The organism is Halomonas sp. 11-S5, assembly GCF_029889825.1.
In the GTDB taxonomy this organism is placed as follows: domain Bacteria; phylum Pseudomonadota; class Gammaproteobacteria; order Pseudomonadales; family Halomonadaceae; genus Halomonas.
On sequence record NZ_JARANW010000006.1, the window covers coordinates 58,565 to 73,442 of the forward strand.

Below are 14,878 nucleotides of genomic sequence, written 5' to 3' on the forward strand. Positions count from 1 at the left end.
CCATCATCGCCTTACCGCGAACGCCGGAACGCCTTGCCGTCGGCGGCCTGCTCAGCGCTGATCAGGCCACCGAAGTTGACCATGCGGGTCTTCACGTAGCCGGGGTGGATTTGGGCCACGGCGATGCCGCGGGGCTCGAGATCCACCGCCAGCGACTTGCCGAAGACGTTGAGGACCGCCTGGAGGCGGCTTGGTAGTGGCGAGCCAGGGCCAGGCCAACGCCGCGCTTGGCGCCGGTGATCAGTACGGTGGAAGTCATCTCAACTCCAGGGTGGGAAAATGGTGACACCCGACAAGGTGGGGCCGGGGGACGCAGTTCAACCCGGCGCCAAAAGCTGCAAGGTCAGGCCCCCAGCGGCGCCAGCGCCATCACCTCGTCTCGCAGCGCCTGCTTCTGTTCCTCGAGGGCGCTGCGCCAGGCAGCGCACTCCTGCTTCCGCCTGGGGGCGTTGCGAGAACTTGCGCTGAAGGCATCGATCCAGGCCTGTCGGGTACACAGGTCCTGAACGTCGCCGAGCAGGCTCTGGCGGCGCTTCAATCCCGACAGGAAGGCGCGGTGGCGTTTCGGGTCCAGCTCGGCCAGATAGCGGATGCGCTTCATGCTCTTGCGCAGCTCGTGGAAGGCGGCGTCAGCGGAGTCGCAGGAGAGTGCCGCCAAGTCGCCATCATGGCGGGCGATGCGCTCGGCCAGTACCGCCTCGATGCGCTTCGACGAGAGCTTGCGCAGGGCCTTACGAAAGTCCCCGGAGGCGATGAAGCCCTGCCAGGCCTGCATCTCCTCGGCATAGTCGGAGGCGCTTAACTGCTGGCACAGCGCCTCATGCTGCCCGCGGTGGCAGGCCTGCAGCCAGCGCTGCAGGGCCTGGTGGGAGCGCGGTGAAAGCGGCGGCGGGGTCTCGGCCAGACTCTCCAGGAACACGTCCAGGTCGCGCAGCTCGCTGGTGGCCTGGGCGCGTCGCTTGAGCCGTTTCAGCCTCTTCTTGAGGCCAGACACCTTGGTGGTGGCCAGCACGGATTCACCGATCGCCCGGCTGCGGCGAAGATTGACGCGGTACTGGTGCAAGAACTCGGGATCGACGCCGGCCGTCACCCCGGGCTCCAGGGCCCTGACCATCAGATACTGGTGCTCCAGCAGGCCGCGAATGCGCCTGGCCAGGCCGGCCTTGTTCAGGTCAGGTGGTGCAGGTGTGTTGCGTTTGAAGAGTGCATGGCTGGCCTCCTCCGGGGTCAGGCTCGCCGCCAGCTCGGCACAGTGCTGCTCCAATGCCGGCCAGGGCGTATCCGGCAGGGTGACATGCAGCAGACTGCCGGTGGGCAGCGCTTGTGGGGCCTCCCCGCAGAGCCAGTGGGCCAGCTCGAGCAGGGCCGGATTATGGCCGATCACCAGCACCCTGTCGGCCTCGTCTGGCAGGGCCTTCAACCACGCCAGCAGCGCCTGGCCATCGAAGGTGTAGAGGGCCTTATTGAAACGCGCCCGTTCGACCAGGGAGAGTTCGGGAAGCTGCCCGGCGATCTCGTCAAGGGTCTCCCGCGTGCGCGCCGCATCGCTGACATGGATCTCGCCCTCCGGCGCCTGCCACCGCTGTAGCGCCTGAGCCATGGCGGCCGCTTGCCGCCTGCCCCGCTTGCGTAACGGCCGCTGGTGATCGGTCATGTCGCCACGGGCCCGTTTGGCCTTGGCATGACGCATCAAGTAGAGCTCCGGCATCTCGACCTCCCAGACGCAAACCGACCCGAAGGAGTGACCCGACGGGTCGACTCGACCCACGGGGCGAACCTATACCACACGATGCGGAAGCAGCCACTGCTTTAGCTGGGATCAGGCCCGCCTGGCGAGCGACCTCGTGACCGCCGCGGAACACCACCCACCAGGGTGGGGATGCTGCGAATCACGAAGCGGCCTGCCAGCGCCCGCTCGGCCTCGGTATCCAGCTTGGCAAAACGCAGGCGCGGCTCCAGTTCACGGGCCGCCTCGGCGAAGATCGGCGCCATCGCCTTGCAGGGGCCGCACCAGCTCGCCCAGAACTCCACCACCACCGGCAGGCTGCTGCGCTCCACCAGGGCCGGGAAGTTGGCCGCTGTCAGCGCCAGCGGCTCGCCGCTGAATAGCGGCTTGTGGCACCTCGTTCAGCCGCGCCTGGCTGACGCGATTGATCGCCAGGCAGTGTGGGCAACCGAGGGTATAGGCATCGCACATGACAGATTCCGACGCATCATTGCGGCGAATATGGCGGAAAAACGCCGCGACGTACAGTGGGACGGCACCGTCCTGCGACCGACGACTACCAACCGGCGCTCAGCCTCCTGAACGAGAAACTCGAGGCGAGCCATGAATTTCAATATGACGGCTTGCGGCCAGCAGCGGACGATCCGGCGAGCCTGATATAACGCCACGCGTCAGGCACGCGGGTGCCGCGTCACCTGCACGCGGTTGTTCGGAAGCTTTGGGACTCTCCTCAATAACCTTCTTGTACAGACGCTCCTCTTTCAAATTACACAAGAGCCAGCCGTCCCGCGTCCGAGATCATCCACCAACAACTTGGTAGAAGGTCGGCGTGGGATTACCATCAAAGAGCGGTCTTACTTTGTCGCCTGCCTCGTCATGGATAGCACTCCCATGCATTGCTTGGAATGCGGCTTGATCTTTGAATTCAACTATGGCCGCATAATTCCCTCCATCTACAGGCTTCAGAAGTCTTCTACTTATGAAACCGGTAAATTTGCTGAATGCTTTACCTGAAGAGGCAAACCATTGTTGAAAATCGGCATCTCTACCTTCCTTAATCGGTGGAAATGATATGATAACGATAAACATGGGGCATTTTCTCCTTTGTGTTATAAATAACTTCGTTCTAAGTCCAAAACTGTAGGCAAGAATCTCTGTGTTGACCTCCTTTCGTTGGTTGGACCGAACGCCCGGCTCACCGAGCAAATTTTTGATGGCGGCTTTTGTGCGTGTTTTTGCACAAAAGGTGACAGCAGAAATTTGTCCGGTGCAGCCGTTTGTTAGCTGACGACCACTACAGTATGAGAAACACATTTTCTTTACCGAATGCCATTTTCATACCTGTGTCTGTAACACCAGTGTATACAGTTGAGTCAAATTTCAAAATACTTACAGTGTGCTCTATACCAGAAAGGTCTTTGACAATAACTTTTGAGCCAACCTCAACTTCTTTTTTAACCAAAATTTTTCCTGAGCCCATGAACGGAATATTTTCAAGATTTGATACTTGCAGATTTTTATTTACTGACATGATTGCTCCAGTGGTTTATATGTGTTTTCGTTGTTATTCCAAGTTTGTATGCAGCCAGACCAACGATCAGCTCTGACCTCAAAACCAAGCCTTGTTCCCATGTACTCATAGCGGAACATAACAGCGAAAACAATAATTCCTAATAACATCATGAGTGCCATTATTGATATTGGGTGCTTCACTCGTAGCCTCCCTTAAGGCAGCTAACGTCAGCATAACCGGTGGAGCAAGCTGACGCGCGTTTTTGCACACAAGATGCGCACCAGCTTGCGGAGTCCGAGTTGATGCTTTTGTTAGCTTTTATGCAGCTACAAACATCCCCTCATTCGGACGGTCAGAATCAGAGCGGTCATCTTTCTCAGCTGCATAAGTTGACTGTGCTGTACTTGTTGATGCGCCTGATCCATAAATCTTTTGAGCATCAGGATTTGAAGGAGTCCAATTCCATTCATCTTGAACAATCTCATCGTTACTTGGAGCTTCTAGAAACTTAGTAGCGAATACTTTCATTTTTCACTCTTCTCCGTTGATAACATAGTCACAATTGAATCTGATATACCTATCCCAGTTAAGTCTTCAATCCATAACCATTGCCCCATTGTGTTAATTTCTAAAAAAAACCACTCACCAGATGGCGTCACAATAAAGTCTAAAGCACCAAATTCAAGGTCTAAAGACTTCATAAACTGATTAACTTTCTCTCGAATTTCGGTAGGAGGCTCGATTGAATAGTGTGGTGTATTTGGAATGTCATACCTCCTCCAGTCAACTCTTGCTAATTTTGATTTTTGCGATTGAATTTGGCATACATGATGATCTGTGCCGACTACAGTGTACCTAACCTCGTAATCTTTTTCTACATATGCCTGAAGAACAATTGGGTTTTCATCAATATTACCAAAATCACAAATTTCAGACTCCGAAATTTTATTTACATACAAGCCCTTAAAGCTTCCATCTGCATCCTGATAAAACTCCTGATTCATGAGCTTCATCACCACATCACCATACGTGTCGATAAATCTGCAAAGCTCTTTTTTTTCATTGCTCACAATTAGCGGTGGCAATATAAATCCGACATTTCTTGCTATATCCATCTGTAAGTATTTATTTTCGGCTTGATATGACTTTGCTAATGGATTCAGCCATTTCGCAGTTTTTAATGTATTGTACAATCCAAGTAGTGTTTTATTCCATTCTCCACGCCATATTTTAAATCCTGGCTCATTTATGTTAGCCTCCTCTAAAGAGACTTCAACGAAAGGTCTCCTTACCCAAACCTTATCTATCTGGTCTGAAATTATAGAAAGGTCATTCTGATTAATATTCCATCTTCCCTGAAAAAACGTAATGTGTGAAGACTTCAGTGAGTCTGTGTCCAAATCAAATCTAAAGTATTTTTTATTACTCGAACCCAGCTTACTGCATACAACATCAGCATGTTTGTCAAATTTATCACTCAATATCAATATCATTCTCTTTCATTTTCCTCTGAGCTAAGTTCTGGCAAAACTAACGCTGAGCTTAGCGGCGGCCTTGCAATGGAGGCGAAGCCGTAATGAAAAGGGCGTCCGGCGGCCATTGGCCGCGTACTACAGCGACTTGTTAATTCTACTCTTTGATCAACTTACCCCAGTCGTCGTCCGTTTCCTCAACGACAATATTGACGCCACAGAAAACTTCTCCGTTGCTCATTCGGATATAGTTGAAAAGCCTTGACCGTACTTTGCCAGTAAACATCGTTCTTTCCCCTCCATCCATAGAGTTATCTATGTGCACGTAATCACCGACGTTGGGCAAAATAGTCTGGCCCGAATCACTTGTAGCCTCAATTCCGACTACTTCGCCGTCGTCCTGAGGGCGCGAGCTACCTTTCGGCAAATATTGGTAATCAATTCCGTATTTGATTTTCATACTCTCACCTTTCTCCATATTTGAATTAACAGGTATTAGACGGCGCGTTCTATGATTGGATAAACGTGCCGGCACGTTTATCCAGCAAATGCTGCCTGCCAAGATCCTCGCAAGCCTCTGATCCTTCAGGAAATTAATTAAAATTAGGCTATATATCCAAAACTCGCTCACATGTCGCCTTTGGTCGATAGCGGCCATATTCCTCTCTCCTCCACCGTGCCGATCAGATTGGTCGAGGTGTGGCCCGGCAGCTGCTGTAATTCTTGTAGTCGCCGTATCATCGTTTTGTCTCTGTGCATCCCGTTGGCCCGCCGCCATGGCGTCGCAAGCCGCTGCGTAATGATTACCTCTAGCCTGCCACCAAAGCCCGCTGAGGGCCAGCCGTGCATCGCGCGAGGGAGTCGCTCCGCCGGGGCTGGCCCGCCAGCCGGTGAAGATCTCCGCCTCGTGGTCGATTTCCATCGGGTAGCAGATGGAAGATGTTGTGCATCCTGGCGTCTGAATTGCCCAGCGCATTCATTGACGGACAAAAGCGGTGCGCATAGGCTATGCGTATAGCCTATGCAAGGCCCAGCCCATGTATCAGCCCTACAACGTACAAGCGCCGAAGAAGCCGACGAACGTCAGCATCAATAGTGAACTTCTCGAGCAAGCGAGGCGCCTGGGCATCAACCTGTCCGCCGCGTTCGAGAGTGCCCTGGCGGAAAAGGTGCGGGCTGCGCTGCGCGAGCAGTGGCGGCAGGAGAACACTGATGCTATCCAGGCCTATAACCGCTTCGTGGATGAGAATGGCACCTTCGGCGATAGCGAAAGGCAGTTCTGATGGCTCAGTTCTGCGTGTACGCGAACTGCAATCCTGCGTCGCGTAAGCGCTATCCCTACCTGCTGGATATCCAGAGCGATCTGCTCAGCGAGCTCCCCACCACCGTGGTGGTGCCGCTCTGCCCTGCCGGCCAGGCCGAAAGTATCCAGATCTCACACCTCAATCCGAGCCTGGCCATCGATGACAACGTCTATATCGCCATGACCCAGGAGCTTGCTGGCATCGAACGTCACCGGCTTGGGAAGGAAGTTCATGATCTTGGCCAGTTTCGTGAACCGATCCTGGCGGCCCTGGACTTCATGATCTCCGGTATCTGAACGCCGGCTGCATGCCTGCGTTATTCGCAACCGGTTGATCCTGTCTCGTTGCTCAACTCGCGCAGCCTGACCTCGAGATCATGGCGCCGGTAGTCGCTATCGAAGGCCATCACCGCGAAGACGCTAGCATCGCGCGGGCCGACCAGCCTGGGGCTCGAGTGGTGAACGAATGTCTCGCCATCCACCGTCAGTTGCAGGCGCGGCAGGCCATCCTCGTCGTAATCCAGGCGCAGTGACTCGAAGCGCCAGGCCAGCGGCGGGTCATCGGCACAGCTCGGCAGATCCAGCGGAACACCCGGCGTGAGCTCGAGGCGCTGCCGCTCCAGTTCGCTGCCTTCTGAATCGGTCACCACCAGCCGGTAGGTGCGCGGCCCCGCGTAAGGCTCGCCCTGTTCGGGTAGCTGGGCCTGCAAGGCGGCACGGACGGGCTCCACCGGAAACAGCGGTGGCTGATACGGCAGTTCCCGCCCCGGGGCAGGACGATAGACGAAGCGCAGCGAGAACAACCGTTCGCTGATGGCATCCAGCCCCGGTACCGAGCCGGTCATGGCAGTTACCGTCTCAGGCTCCCAGGCCAGCTTGGCGTAGCGATCTTGCGGGGTGCGCAGGAAGAGCGTGCCGGGGGTGTCATCCAGCGTCAGCCGCGACGCCGAGGGCGGCTCGGGCGAGGCATCCAGGTAGCGCAGCAGATAGTCCCAGGAGGCGTGGGCGATCCCCTGCTCCTCGGCCGACACGAAGTGAAGCCCGCCCCCCTCGGCCGCGGCCAGGGTGACCGCGAAGGGCTCGCGCTGCATGGCGACGGGGGTGAGATCGGCAAGCGCCAGGGCACGCGTCGGGGCGTCGTCGATGAACGACCAGCCGAAGGGCTCACCATCTTCATCCCAGCCGAGATAAGCGGTGCCACCGGGCAGGCGCTCGTCGCGATTGGCCACCGTCTGCAGGACCAGCTCCGCCCCCGGCGGCACGTAGCCGGCCTCAAGAGACTGAAATCCCGCCGCCTCGGCCTTCAATCGGCCAGAGCCGCTGCCCAACAGCCATACCGGGCCGGGCATGGGCACGCGAAAGTGCCCGTTGGCGTCGGTGGTCGCGGTGGTCGAATAGCGCTTGTTCCATATCAGCTGGCCGTCATGGTCGCTCAGGCCCCAGCCCTGACGGCGCACGGTGATGGTGGCACCGGCCACCGGCGCATCATTGTGGTACTCGACCAGCCGTCCCGAAACGGGCGCCGGCGACAGCCACCACAGCGCCAGCCATGCCAGCAGCGCCAACGCCGCCAGGGTGCCGATCAGCACCACAGCAAGGCGACGGAAGAGCCGCGAACAGCCGCTCATGGCGCTTCACGGGTCGGTGCGCCGCTGAGATAGCGGACGGCGTGGACCGCCACGCGCGGATGTCTCGATCTCAGCACGATGTTCGTCGGGCCAAGCAGGGTGTGAAGGTCCGCCTCCAGCAGTGTCTCGCCACGGAAGGTGACGGCAAGGCGCTCGCCCAGGTGAGAAGCGAGCAGGCCATGGAAAGCGCCGAAACAATCCGGCGTTTCGGGCATATCGAAGCGCAGATACACGAGGTCATCCTCGACGACGGCATGGTCGACCCGCTGGGCGCACGCCGGGGTCAAGACGTAGCGCTCATCGCCCATGTCGAAGACCATGCCGGCCTCGTCGGCCTGGGCCATGGGCACCGGCAGGAACAGCGCTGCCAACAGCAGAAGGTGATGCATCTCTCTCACGCTCCTCTTCGCATCGCTCGCCTGGCTGAACGCATCAACAAGCGCACCCCGTGTATTGGCAGCTCACGCTGTCACTCGCAATGTCCCGGTACCGACGATCACCGCTTGCCCGGCGATACGGATCGCCAGACCGTTTTTATCGCGTTCGGCCTCGGCAAAGATACGGCTCGGGCGCCCCATCTCGATGCCTTGTTCGATTCGCCAACGCCACAGATCGCCGCCCTTCTTGCTCGTCGCCAGTTTTCCCGCCAGGGCTGCGGCGGCGCTGCCGGTAGCCGGATCTTCACGCACACCTCCCTCGGTGGAAAACATCCGGGTTCGCAGCACCTCACTATCTGCGGATTCATCCCCGGCAACGTAGAGGTAGATCTGCTCATGGCCGCTGGGTGACACCCATTCCGCCCAGGCGCTCGGCGCGGGCCGTGCCCTCTCGATGGCTTCCAGCGAATCGAGCTCGATCAAGTGATAGGGTAACCCGCAGGAGGCAAGCACCGGCTCTCCGACGACCTGGCCGGATTCAAGGCCCAGCAACTCTGCAGCAGCAACCTGGTTCAGCGTACTGGCCAGGATGCTGACCGGTTCTGCCGTGGTAAAACTCGCCAGCGCCTGATCAAACGCCACCACCAAGGGCCCGACGCGGGCTTCGAGGGTCAGAGGCCTATCACGCTCGGCCATGCCCAATTCCATCAGCAGATGGGCCGTACCTACCGTCGGGTGGCCAGCGAAGGGCAACTCCATGGTGGGCGTGAAGATACGCATGGGGTAACGGTTCGGGCCGCTAGCCTGTCCGACAAACACCGTCTCGGAAAGGTTCAGCTCGTTGGCGATGGCCTGCAACGTAGCGGTATCCAGGCCTTCCGCTTGCGGAAAAACCGCCAGCGGATTCCCGGAAAAGGCTCGGTCGGTGAAGACATCGAGCAAGGTGTACTCATGGCCTTTCATTGCGATCCCTCTTGCAAATCTCTACCCCTCAGAGTGGATAGGAGCATATCCCCCATGCCCGCCTCACCTGCTGCATGCACCAACTCCACGATTATAGCTTCTCAGCCGAAGCGCTCCCTGAACCCTTCCCTTGCTTCGCCGATGATAGGAAGTAGCTGGTCCTCGGGAATATAAACTACACTAATGCCCAGCCTCTTTGCTTCAGCGGCCAAAAGCGTAGCCGGCTGTTCGCTCGGCACAAAGAGCTTTTTTGGCCCCTTTTTCTTATGCGCTTTCCCCTGCTTCAGCAGGCGCCGAGACTCTAGCTTGCTTGGCTCGTCACTCTTTGCTGATACTGGCGAAGAGCTGAGAATGAAACAGCTTGCGGCATCGATGAGCGCAAAGAAGTTGAAGTCACCATCCTGGTCCGTGTGGATTGGCTGATCGTTCAACTTGAATACGATCCACGCCTCGTTGACTTTAAACTGATTCGGTTGAAGCATTACATCTCCTTGTTGAAAATAACGATAAAGTCAGTCCCGCCAGTGCTATAGATCGGTTTTTTCCTTGGCAGAAAGCGAACGCCCCTTTCTTGATTCTTTCTTCTGGTTTATTGTCTTGTCAAATGATCGCGGAGGAGCGGCTATTTCATCGCATTTTCCAAGACATCGCACAGGTAATCCAACTCTTCCACCAAGGAAATCCGTCGGACTTCCTTGATTGATATACTAAGATCTCCCACTATCTTCTCTAGCCAAAACCTGCCGATCACCACTTGGTAGCAACCCTTTTTCCCTGCAACCGCTTCAAAAGCGGACGCCTCATCCAGGTGGCGCGGCTCGCGCAGACGGGTCTGAGCGTCGGCGTAGATGGCGGCGATCAGCCGGTCGTCGCTCTGGGTCATGGGGTGTCCTGATTGAGAATGTCGATGTAGCCTCGGTAGGCGTAGATCCGGTTGCGCTTCTGCCCGGTGGCCTCGGGGAGGTCGTTGATGAAGTGCTCCAGCGCCGACCAGCCGTCGGCGATGCTGTCTACGTAATGGCCTGTGAGTCCACGGTCCATGGGGCTTCACCTCACCGATCGAAAGCGGGCCTGAGTAAAATAGCGTCACGCCTTATTTTAACTTATGCCCGAAATTAAAATAAGACTCGGCGTTATTTTAACTTCGCCGCTCTGTTTGCCGGCCAACGTGTCGATGCTATCGACATGTGGCCACGACATGTTTAATGAATGCCATTTTTTCGACACGTCCCGCAGACATGTCGATGAGATGGACATCCGGCGGTGGGTTGTCGGCCATGTCGCCCAGGGTGGCGATATTGTAGATCTGCGACAGCCGGTGGTTGTGCTCCAGCGGCGCCTCGTCGAAGGCGTCCAGCGCCTGCTTGCCCAGGGCGTTGCGGTCGACCAGGAAGAGCACGTCAGGGCGCCTGCGGCGCCATCGCGCTGCAAGCAGCGCTCCCACAGGAGGCGCCATTCGCGCTGCAAGAGTGCTCCCACAGGAGGCGCCATCGCGCTGCAAGCAGTGCTCCCACAGGAGGCGCCATTCGCGCAGCACGCAGTGCTCCCACAGGCGCGTGGCATGACGAGGCGTCAGCGCCCCAGATGCGCCTCGAATACCTTCATCAATTCGCGCTTGTCCTCGAAGCCGATGCCCGGCACCTGCGGCAGGGCCACCTGCCCTGCCTCGATGGGCGTGGAGTCGGCGAAGCCGCCGAAGGGGGCGAAGACCCGCGGATAGGACTCGTTGCCGCCCAGCTTGAGGCCGGCGGCGATGTTGAGGGCGAACTGGTGGCCGCCATGGGGAATGCACTGCCGCGATGACCAGCCGTGGGCGCGCAACACCTCGAGCATGCGCAGGTACTCCACCAGGCCATAGCCGAGCACCGGGTCCATCTGCAGGATGTCGCGGTCGGGGCGCATGCCCCCGTAGCGCAGCAGGTTGCGCACGTCCTGGTGGGAGAAGAGATTCTCGCCGGTGGCCATGGGCGGCGCATAGTGTTCGCTCAGTTGCTGCTGCAGGGCGTAGTCCAGGGGGTCGCCGGCCTCCTCGTACCAGCGCACGCCATAGGGCGCCAGGCCATCGCCGAAGGCCAGTGCGGTGCGCAGGTCGAAGCGGCCGTTGGCGTCCACCGCCAGGCGCCCCGCGTCTCCCACGATGTCGATGGCGGCCTCGACCCGCGCGAGATCCTCGGCCAGCGGCACTGCGCCGATCTTCATCTTGGTGCAGGTGTAGCCCAGGTCGAGGTAGTCGCGCATCTCGTCCTGCAGGCCCTGGACCTGCTTGCCTGGATGGTAGTAGCCGCCCGCCGCATAGACGGCGACGCACTCGTCGGGCCGGCCGTCGCCGTGGCGCTCGGCCAGCAGCCGCGCCAGGGGCTTGTTCTCGACCTTGGCGACGATGTCCCAGATCGCCATGTCGATGATGCCTACCGCCACGCTCCGCTCGCCGTGGCCGCCCGGCTTCTCGTTGGCCATCAGTACCGACCACACCTTGAAGGGGTCCAGGTTGTGGCCGCTGTCGTCGAGCAGCGCGCTAGGCTCGGCGTCGCGAAGTCGCGGCAGGAAGCGCTCGCGCAGCAGCCCGCTCTGGGCATAGCGGCCATTGGAATTGAAGCCGTAACCCACCACCTGGCGGCCATCGACTTTGGCATCGGTATAGATGGCCAGCACCGAGACATCCATCTTCGAGAAGGAGATGTAGGCGTTGGCGATGTCGGAGGCGATCGACACGCGGGCCTCTCGAATATCAGTAATCCTCATTCGATATTTCCTGTAGTTTTGCCGTCATGTGCTGGCGCTGGCGCTAGAACCATTTCCCGGTCGGCAACCTGACGCTGAGCACCTCCGTAAAGGCCAGATAGAAGACACCGATCAACACCGCCATGATGGGAATCCACATCAGCAGCCGTCGTAGCGATACGTGGCCTTCCACGGAAGCCAGGAACCAGGTGAAGCCGAAGAAGGCGATCGAGGTCGCCACCAGAAAGCCCAGCCAACCGATGGCGTACCACCACGCGATCAACCCCAGGATGGTCACGACCAATCGCCCGACACTACCTTCGATCTCGACCTCACGGACGCCAGGCTTGATAATGCCCTTGACGATCAAGGCGATGCCCAGCAGTACCGTCATCAGCAGGACCGCGCGCGGGAAGATGATGCTCAGCCGACCCATTTCCTCGCGCGGCAGCCACAGGCCCGCAGAAAACACCAGACCCAGGATGCCCGCGACGATATCGGTATTCAGTCGCACGACCATCAGCTTGTTTCCTCTTCCGAACCCGCCTTTTCCAGGAGCCCCTTACGCGCCAGCCAACCAGGCAGCAGCGCCGTGGCCGCGCTGATCAGCACCAACACCGCCAGCACCTTGGAAAGGGTGTTGTCCACTAGCCGCAGCCAGGGAATCGGGTCGACCACTGCCGCCAGCATGGTCTGTACATAGCCCTGTTCGGCGATGCCCCCCAGGATCATCCCCAGCACGATCGGCGCGGCATGAATGCCGATCAGTCTCAGGAAATAGCCCGCCACCCCCAGGATCAGCATGATGCCGACATCCAGCAGACTGTTACGCAGTGCATAAGTCCCGAGTATCGTGACCATCGCAATGGTCGGCAGCAGGAAATAGAAGGGTGTCTTGATGACCACGCGATGGATCAGGCGGCCACCCAACAACCCGACCGGCAACAGCATGATCGCCGCGAAGCCCATCGACAGGATGAAACCGTTGGTCAGCACGCCGGTCTCGGTGAACAGGTCGAGCCCAGGTCGCAGGCCGTGCATCAGCAGCACGCCGAGGATGATGGCATCCGGTGGCGCACCAGGAATACCCAGCGTCAACAGCGGCACCATGCTACCGGCGACCATCACGTTGTTGCTCGACTCGGATGCAATGACGCCATCGACATTGCCCTTTCCGAAGGAGGATGGATCGCTGGAGAAGCGCTTGGCTTCGTTGTAGGCCACCAGGCTGGTCACGTTACCACCCGCCCCGGGGATAATGGCGATGATTTGCCCGATGAGGCAGGAGCGGATCAGGTTGGTCGGCCGGAGAAAGATATGCCGTCCCATCTTGCGGATAGATGCGAGGGCACCACCCTCCAACTTGTTGCTTTCCTTCAGGGAGCCATGTCCCTGAGCCGCCATCGAGAGCAGTTCGGGCACGACGAACAGACCGATCAGGGCCACGATCAGCACGATGCCTCCCTGCAAGGGCGGAAAATCGAAGATGAAACGGGTTTCGCCGCCGATCGGCGAAACCCCGATCGTGCTGAGCAAGATGCCGATACAACCACCCATCAAGCCCTTGAGCAGGGAGCCCCCTGCCAGGCTGGCGACCAGGGTCAGGCCCAGCATGGCGACCCAGAACATCTCCGCTGGTCCGAACACCACCGCCAGGCGGGCCAGTGGCGGCGCCAGCAACAGCAGAAACGCCACCCCGACGATGCCCCCCACGACCGAGGCGATCGTGGCTGCGGCCAACGCCTCGTAGGCTCGTCCCTGACGAGCCATGGGAAAGCCGTCGAAGGTGGTGGCGATCGACGATGGAGTACCGGGTGTATTGATCAGGATGGCGGTGAAGGCGCCACCGTAGATAGCGCCCATGTAGACGGCCCCCAGGGCCATCAGCCCCTGCAACGGGGACATCGTGAAGGTGAAAGGCAATAACACCGCCAGGGCCATGGTGGCGGTCAACCCCGGCAGCGCCCCGATGAATAGCCCTGCCGTTACCCCGACCAGAATGGTAACAAGCCCCTCGAGCGTCAGGATCGACAGTAGGGCCTCAACGAACATTTCCATGATAACGACCTCGTCTGGCCCTCACCGCTTGGCCGTGAGACGACAGGGACAGGAATATCCTGCTAAGGCCACCCAGGCGGGCGGCCAAAGCCAGACATCCTGCCCTACCCTTCACTGCTGCGTTTGAGCGTCCTCGAGGATCGGTTGGTAGGCTTCCTCCAGGTCCTGGATCACCTGGTCGACCTCATCATCGGTGATGTAGGTCATGACGAAACCGAGCGGCTCCTGCTTGTCGGTGATACGGCGATTGGTCTCGGCGAAGGCCTCCTCGAGCCGGTCGACGACCGCCGTGGGGGTATCCTTCGGAACCGCGACACCACGGTAGGCACCGCCGACGATGTCATAGCCGAGCTCCTTGAAGGTCGGCACATCCGGCATCGCCGGTACTCGTTCCTCGGAGGCCACGGCGAGCACCTTGGCACTGTCCTGCATCTGTACCCCGAGCATGGAGTAATTGAAGATGCCGGACACATGATTGCCTTGCACTGCGGCGGGTAGCGGCCCGGTACCCGTGAAGGGAATGTAGGTCACATCGATGCCCGCCTCACGTTCCAGGCGCAACACCCCCAGATGGTTGGCGCTATAGGTACCGCTGCCACCCAGTGTAACGGCCTGGGGATTCTCCTTGGCATAGGCCACGAGATCGTCCAGCGTATCGAAGGGGCTTTCCTTGGGCACGATCAGGGCATTGGGTGTGAAATGAAAGAAGGTGACGATCTTCCAGTTGTCGGTCTCGAAACCGGCATTGGACCGCATGATTGGCTGGGCAATGATGTGCGGGATATTGACGCCGATCATTTCGTAGCCGTCGGGTGCAGCACTGTTCTGGAACTCGCTCCAGGCCACGGCTCCGCCGCCACCGGGACGGTGAGTCACGTTGACGTCAGTACCCAGGATCTCCTCCAGATGCGGCTCCTGGAAACGCGCCGTGACGTCTGACTCACCACCGGGATCAAAGGGAATCGTGTAGGTGATGGGCTCTTCCGGGTACTCGGCCTGAGCCAGGCCGGCAAGGCCCATGGCGGCGACGGCCGTCACGGCCATCGTCAGCGTCTTGTAGGTGAAGGTCATGGCATGCTCCGACTTAGTTATATTGTCTTGTGTAATGTTATCTTCA

Annotated in this window: 20 protein-coding genes and 1 pseudogene; 2 read left to right on the forward strand and 19 right to left on the reverse strand. The window is 58.8% G+C overall.

The annotated features are described in order from the left end of the window. Window positions 1-11: 11 nt before the first annotated feature. The 8 genes and pseudogenes from OP497_RS06720 to OP497_RS06755 form a co-directional block, all read right to left on the reverse strand. The gene (locus OP497_RS06720; RefSeq protein WP_280547379.1) at window positions 12-146 is read right to left on the reverse strand and encodes a hypothetical protein; all 135 of its coding nucleotides are present in this window, start codon (window positions 144-146) and stop codon (window positions 12-14) included. A 197-nt stretch (window positions 147-343) separates the two neighbouring features. Continuing rightward, window positions 344-1,708, reverse strand: coding sequence for a CHAD domain-containing protein (locus OP497_RS06725; RefSeq protein WP_280547381.1), 1,365 nt, complete (start codon window positions 1,706-1,708; stop codon window positions 344-346). A 94-nt stretch (window positions 1,709-1,802) separates the two neighbouring features. Further along, window positions 1,803-2,197 (reverse strand): annotated as a pseudogene (locus tag OP497_RS17505) (thioredoxin domain-containing protein); the annotation flags it as partial. A gap of 327 nt (window positions 2,198-2,524) precedes the next feature. Further along, window positions 2,525-2,815 carry an antibiotic biosynthesis monooxygenase gene (locus OP497_RS06735; RefSeq protein ID WP_280547383.1) on the reverse strand — a complete coding sequence of 97 codons (291 nt, stop codon included), beginning with the start codon at window positions 2,813-2,815 and terminating at the stop codon, window positions 2,525-2,527. Window positions 2,816-3,020: 205 nt separating this feature from the next. After that, window positions 3,021-3,257, reverse strand: a complete 237-nt coding sequence (locus tag OP497_RS06740; RefSeq protein ID WP_280547384.1) for a hypothetical protein — start codon at window positions 3,255-3,257, stop codon at window positions 3,021-3,023. 300 nt (window positions 3,258-3,557) lie between these two features. Continuing rightward, complete coding sequence (locus OP497_RS06745; RefSeq protein WP_280547385.1) at window positions 3,558-3,767, reverse strand: hypothetical protein; 210 nt, start codon at window positions 3,765-3,767, stop codon at window positions 3,558-3,560. Continuing rightward, window positions 3,764-4,732: an MvdC/MvdD family ATP grasp protein gene (locus tag OP497_RS06750; RefSeq protein WP_280547387.1), complete on the reverse strand. Its 969-nt coding sequence runs from the start codon at window positions 4,730-4,732 to the stop codon at window positions 3,764-3,766. Before OP497_RS06750 ends, OP497_RS06745 begins: the two co-directional genes overlap by 4 nt. Window positions 4,733-4,868: 136 nt before the next feature. Then, window positions 4,869-5,633, reverse strand: a complete 765-nt coding sequence (locus OP497_RS06755) for a hypothetical protein (RefSeq protein WP_280547388.1) — start codon at window positions 5,631-5,633, stop codon at window positions 4,869-4,871. A 115-nt stretch (window positions 5,634-5,748) separates the two neighbouring features. Between OP497_RS06755 and OP497_RS06760 the strand changes: the two genes are divergently transcribed. Both OP497_RS06760 and OP497_RS06765 read left to right on the forward strand, forming a co-directional pair. Continuing rightward, complete coding sequence (locus OP497_RS06760) at window positions 5,749-5,994, forward strand: type II toxin-antitoxin system CcdA family antitoxin (RefSeq protein ID WP_280547389.1); 246 nt, start codon at window positions 5,749-5,751, stop codon at window positions 5,992-5,994. Beyond that, on the forward strand, window positions 5,994-6,311 hold the full coding sequence (locus tag OP497_RS06765; protein ID WP_280547391.1) for a CcdB family protein: 318 nt from the start codon (window positions 5,994-5,996) through the stop codon (window positions 6,309-6,311). The genes OP497_RS06760 and OP497_RS06765 overlap by 1 nt, the downstream gene beginning before the upstream one ends. Window positions 6,312-6,331: 20 nt before the next feature. Here OP497_RS06765 and OP497_RS06770 read toward each other — a convergent pair whose 3' ends face one another. The 11 genes from OP497_RS06770 to OP497_RS06820 all read right to left on the reverse strand — a co-directional run bounded on the left by OP497_RS06770 (window position 6,332) and on the right by OP497_RS06820 (window position 14,832). Further along, window positions 6,332-7,642, reverse strand: coding sequence for a carboxypeptidase-like regulatory domain-containing protein (locus OP497_RS06770; protein WP_280547394.1), 1,311 nt, complete (start codon window positions 7,640-7,642; stop codon window positions 6,332-6,334). Next, entirely contained in the window at window positions 7,639-8,031 is a 393-nt protein-coding gene (locus OP497_RS06775; protein WP_280547395.1) for a hypothetical protein, read from the reverse strand. The genes OP497_RS06770 and OP497_RS06775 overlap by 4 nt, the downstream gene beginning before the upstream one ends. A 72-nt stretch (window positions 8,032-8,103) precedes the next feature. Next, complete coding sequence (locus OP497_RS06780; protein WP_280547396.1) at window positions 8,104-8,982, reverse strand: PhzF family phenazine biosynthesis protein; 879 nt, start codon at window positions 8,980-8,982, stop codon at window positions 8,104-8,106. A gap of 101 nt (window positions 8,983-9,083) precedes the next feature. After that, complete coding sequence (locus tag OP497_RS06785) at window positions 9,084-9,464, reverse strand: hypothetical protein (protein ID WP_280547398.1); 381 nt, start codon at window positions 9,462-9,464, stop codon at window positions 9,084-9,086. Window positions 9,465-9,604: 140 nt separating this feature from the next. Beyond that, the gene (locus tag OP497_RS06790) at window positions 9,605-9,865 is read right to left on the reverse strand and encodes a hypothetical protein (protein WP_280547400.1); all 261 of its coding nucleotides are present in this window, start codon (window positions 9,863-9,865) and stop codon (window positions 9,605-9,607) included. Continuing rightward, window positions 9,862-10,023 (reverse strand): hypothetical protein, encoded by a 162-nt coding sequence (locus OP497_RS06795; protein ID WP_280547401.1) that lies wholly within the window; start codon window positions 10,021-10,023, stop codon window positions 9,862-9,864. The genes OP497_RS06790 and OP497_RS06795 overlap by 4 nt, the downstream gene beginning before the upstream one ends. Window positions 10,024-10,159: 136 nt before the next feature. Further along, on the reverse strand, window positions 10,160-10,381 hold the full coding sequence (locus OP497_RS06800; RefSeq protein WP_280547402.1) for a hypothetical protein: 222 nt from the start codon (window positions 10,379-10,381) through the stop codon (window positions 10,160-10,162). A 173-nt stretch (window positions 10,382-10,554) separates the two neighbouring features. Next, window positions 10,555-11,724, reverse strand: coding sequence for a mandelate racemase/muconate lactonizing enzyme family protein (locus tag OP497_RS06805; protein WP_280547403.1), 1,170 nt, complete (start codon window positions 11,722-11,724; stop codon window positions 10,555-10,557). A 43-nt stretch (window positions 11,725-11,767) separates the two neighbouring features. After that, window positions 11,768-12,223 (reverse strand): tripartite tricarboxylate transporter TctB family protein, encoded by a 456-nt coding sequence (locus tag OP497_RS06810; protein WP_280547404.1) that lies wholly within the window; start codon window positions 12,221-12,223, stop codon window positions 11,768-11,770. Next, a complete protein-coding gene (locus OP497_RS06815; protein ID WP_280547405.1) occupies window positions 12,223-13,761 on the reverse strand; it encodes a tripartite tricarboxylate transporter permease in 1,539 nt (512 codons plus the stop codon). The genes OP497_RS06810 and OP497_RS06815 overlap by 1 nt, the downstream gene beginning before the upstream one ends. Window positions 13,762-13,872: 111 nt before the next feature. Beyond that, window positions 13,873-14,832: a tripartite tricarboxylate transporter substrate binding protein gene (locus OP497_RS06820; RefSeq protein WP_280547407.1), complete on the reverse strand. Its 960-nt coding sequence runs from the start codon at window positions 14,830-14,832 to the stop codon at window positions 13,873-13,875. Between the last annotated feature and the right edge of the window lie 46 nt (window positions 14,833-14,878).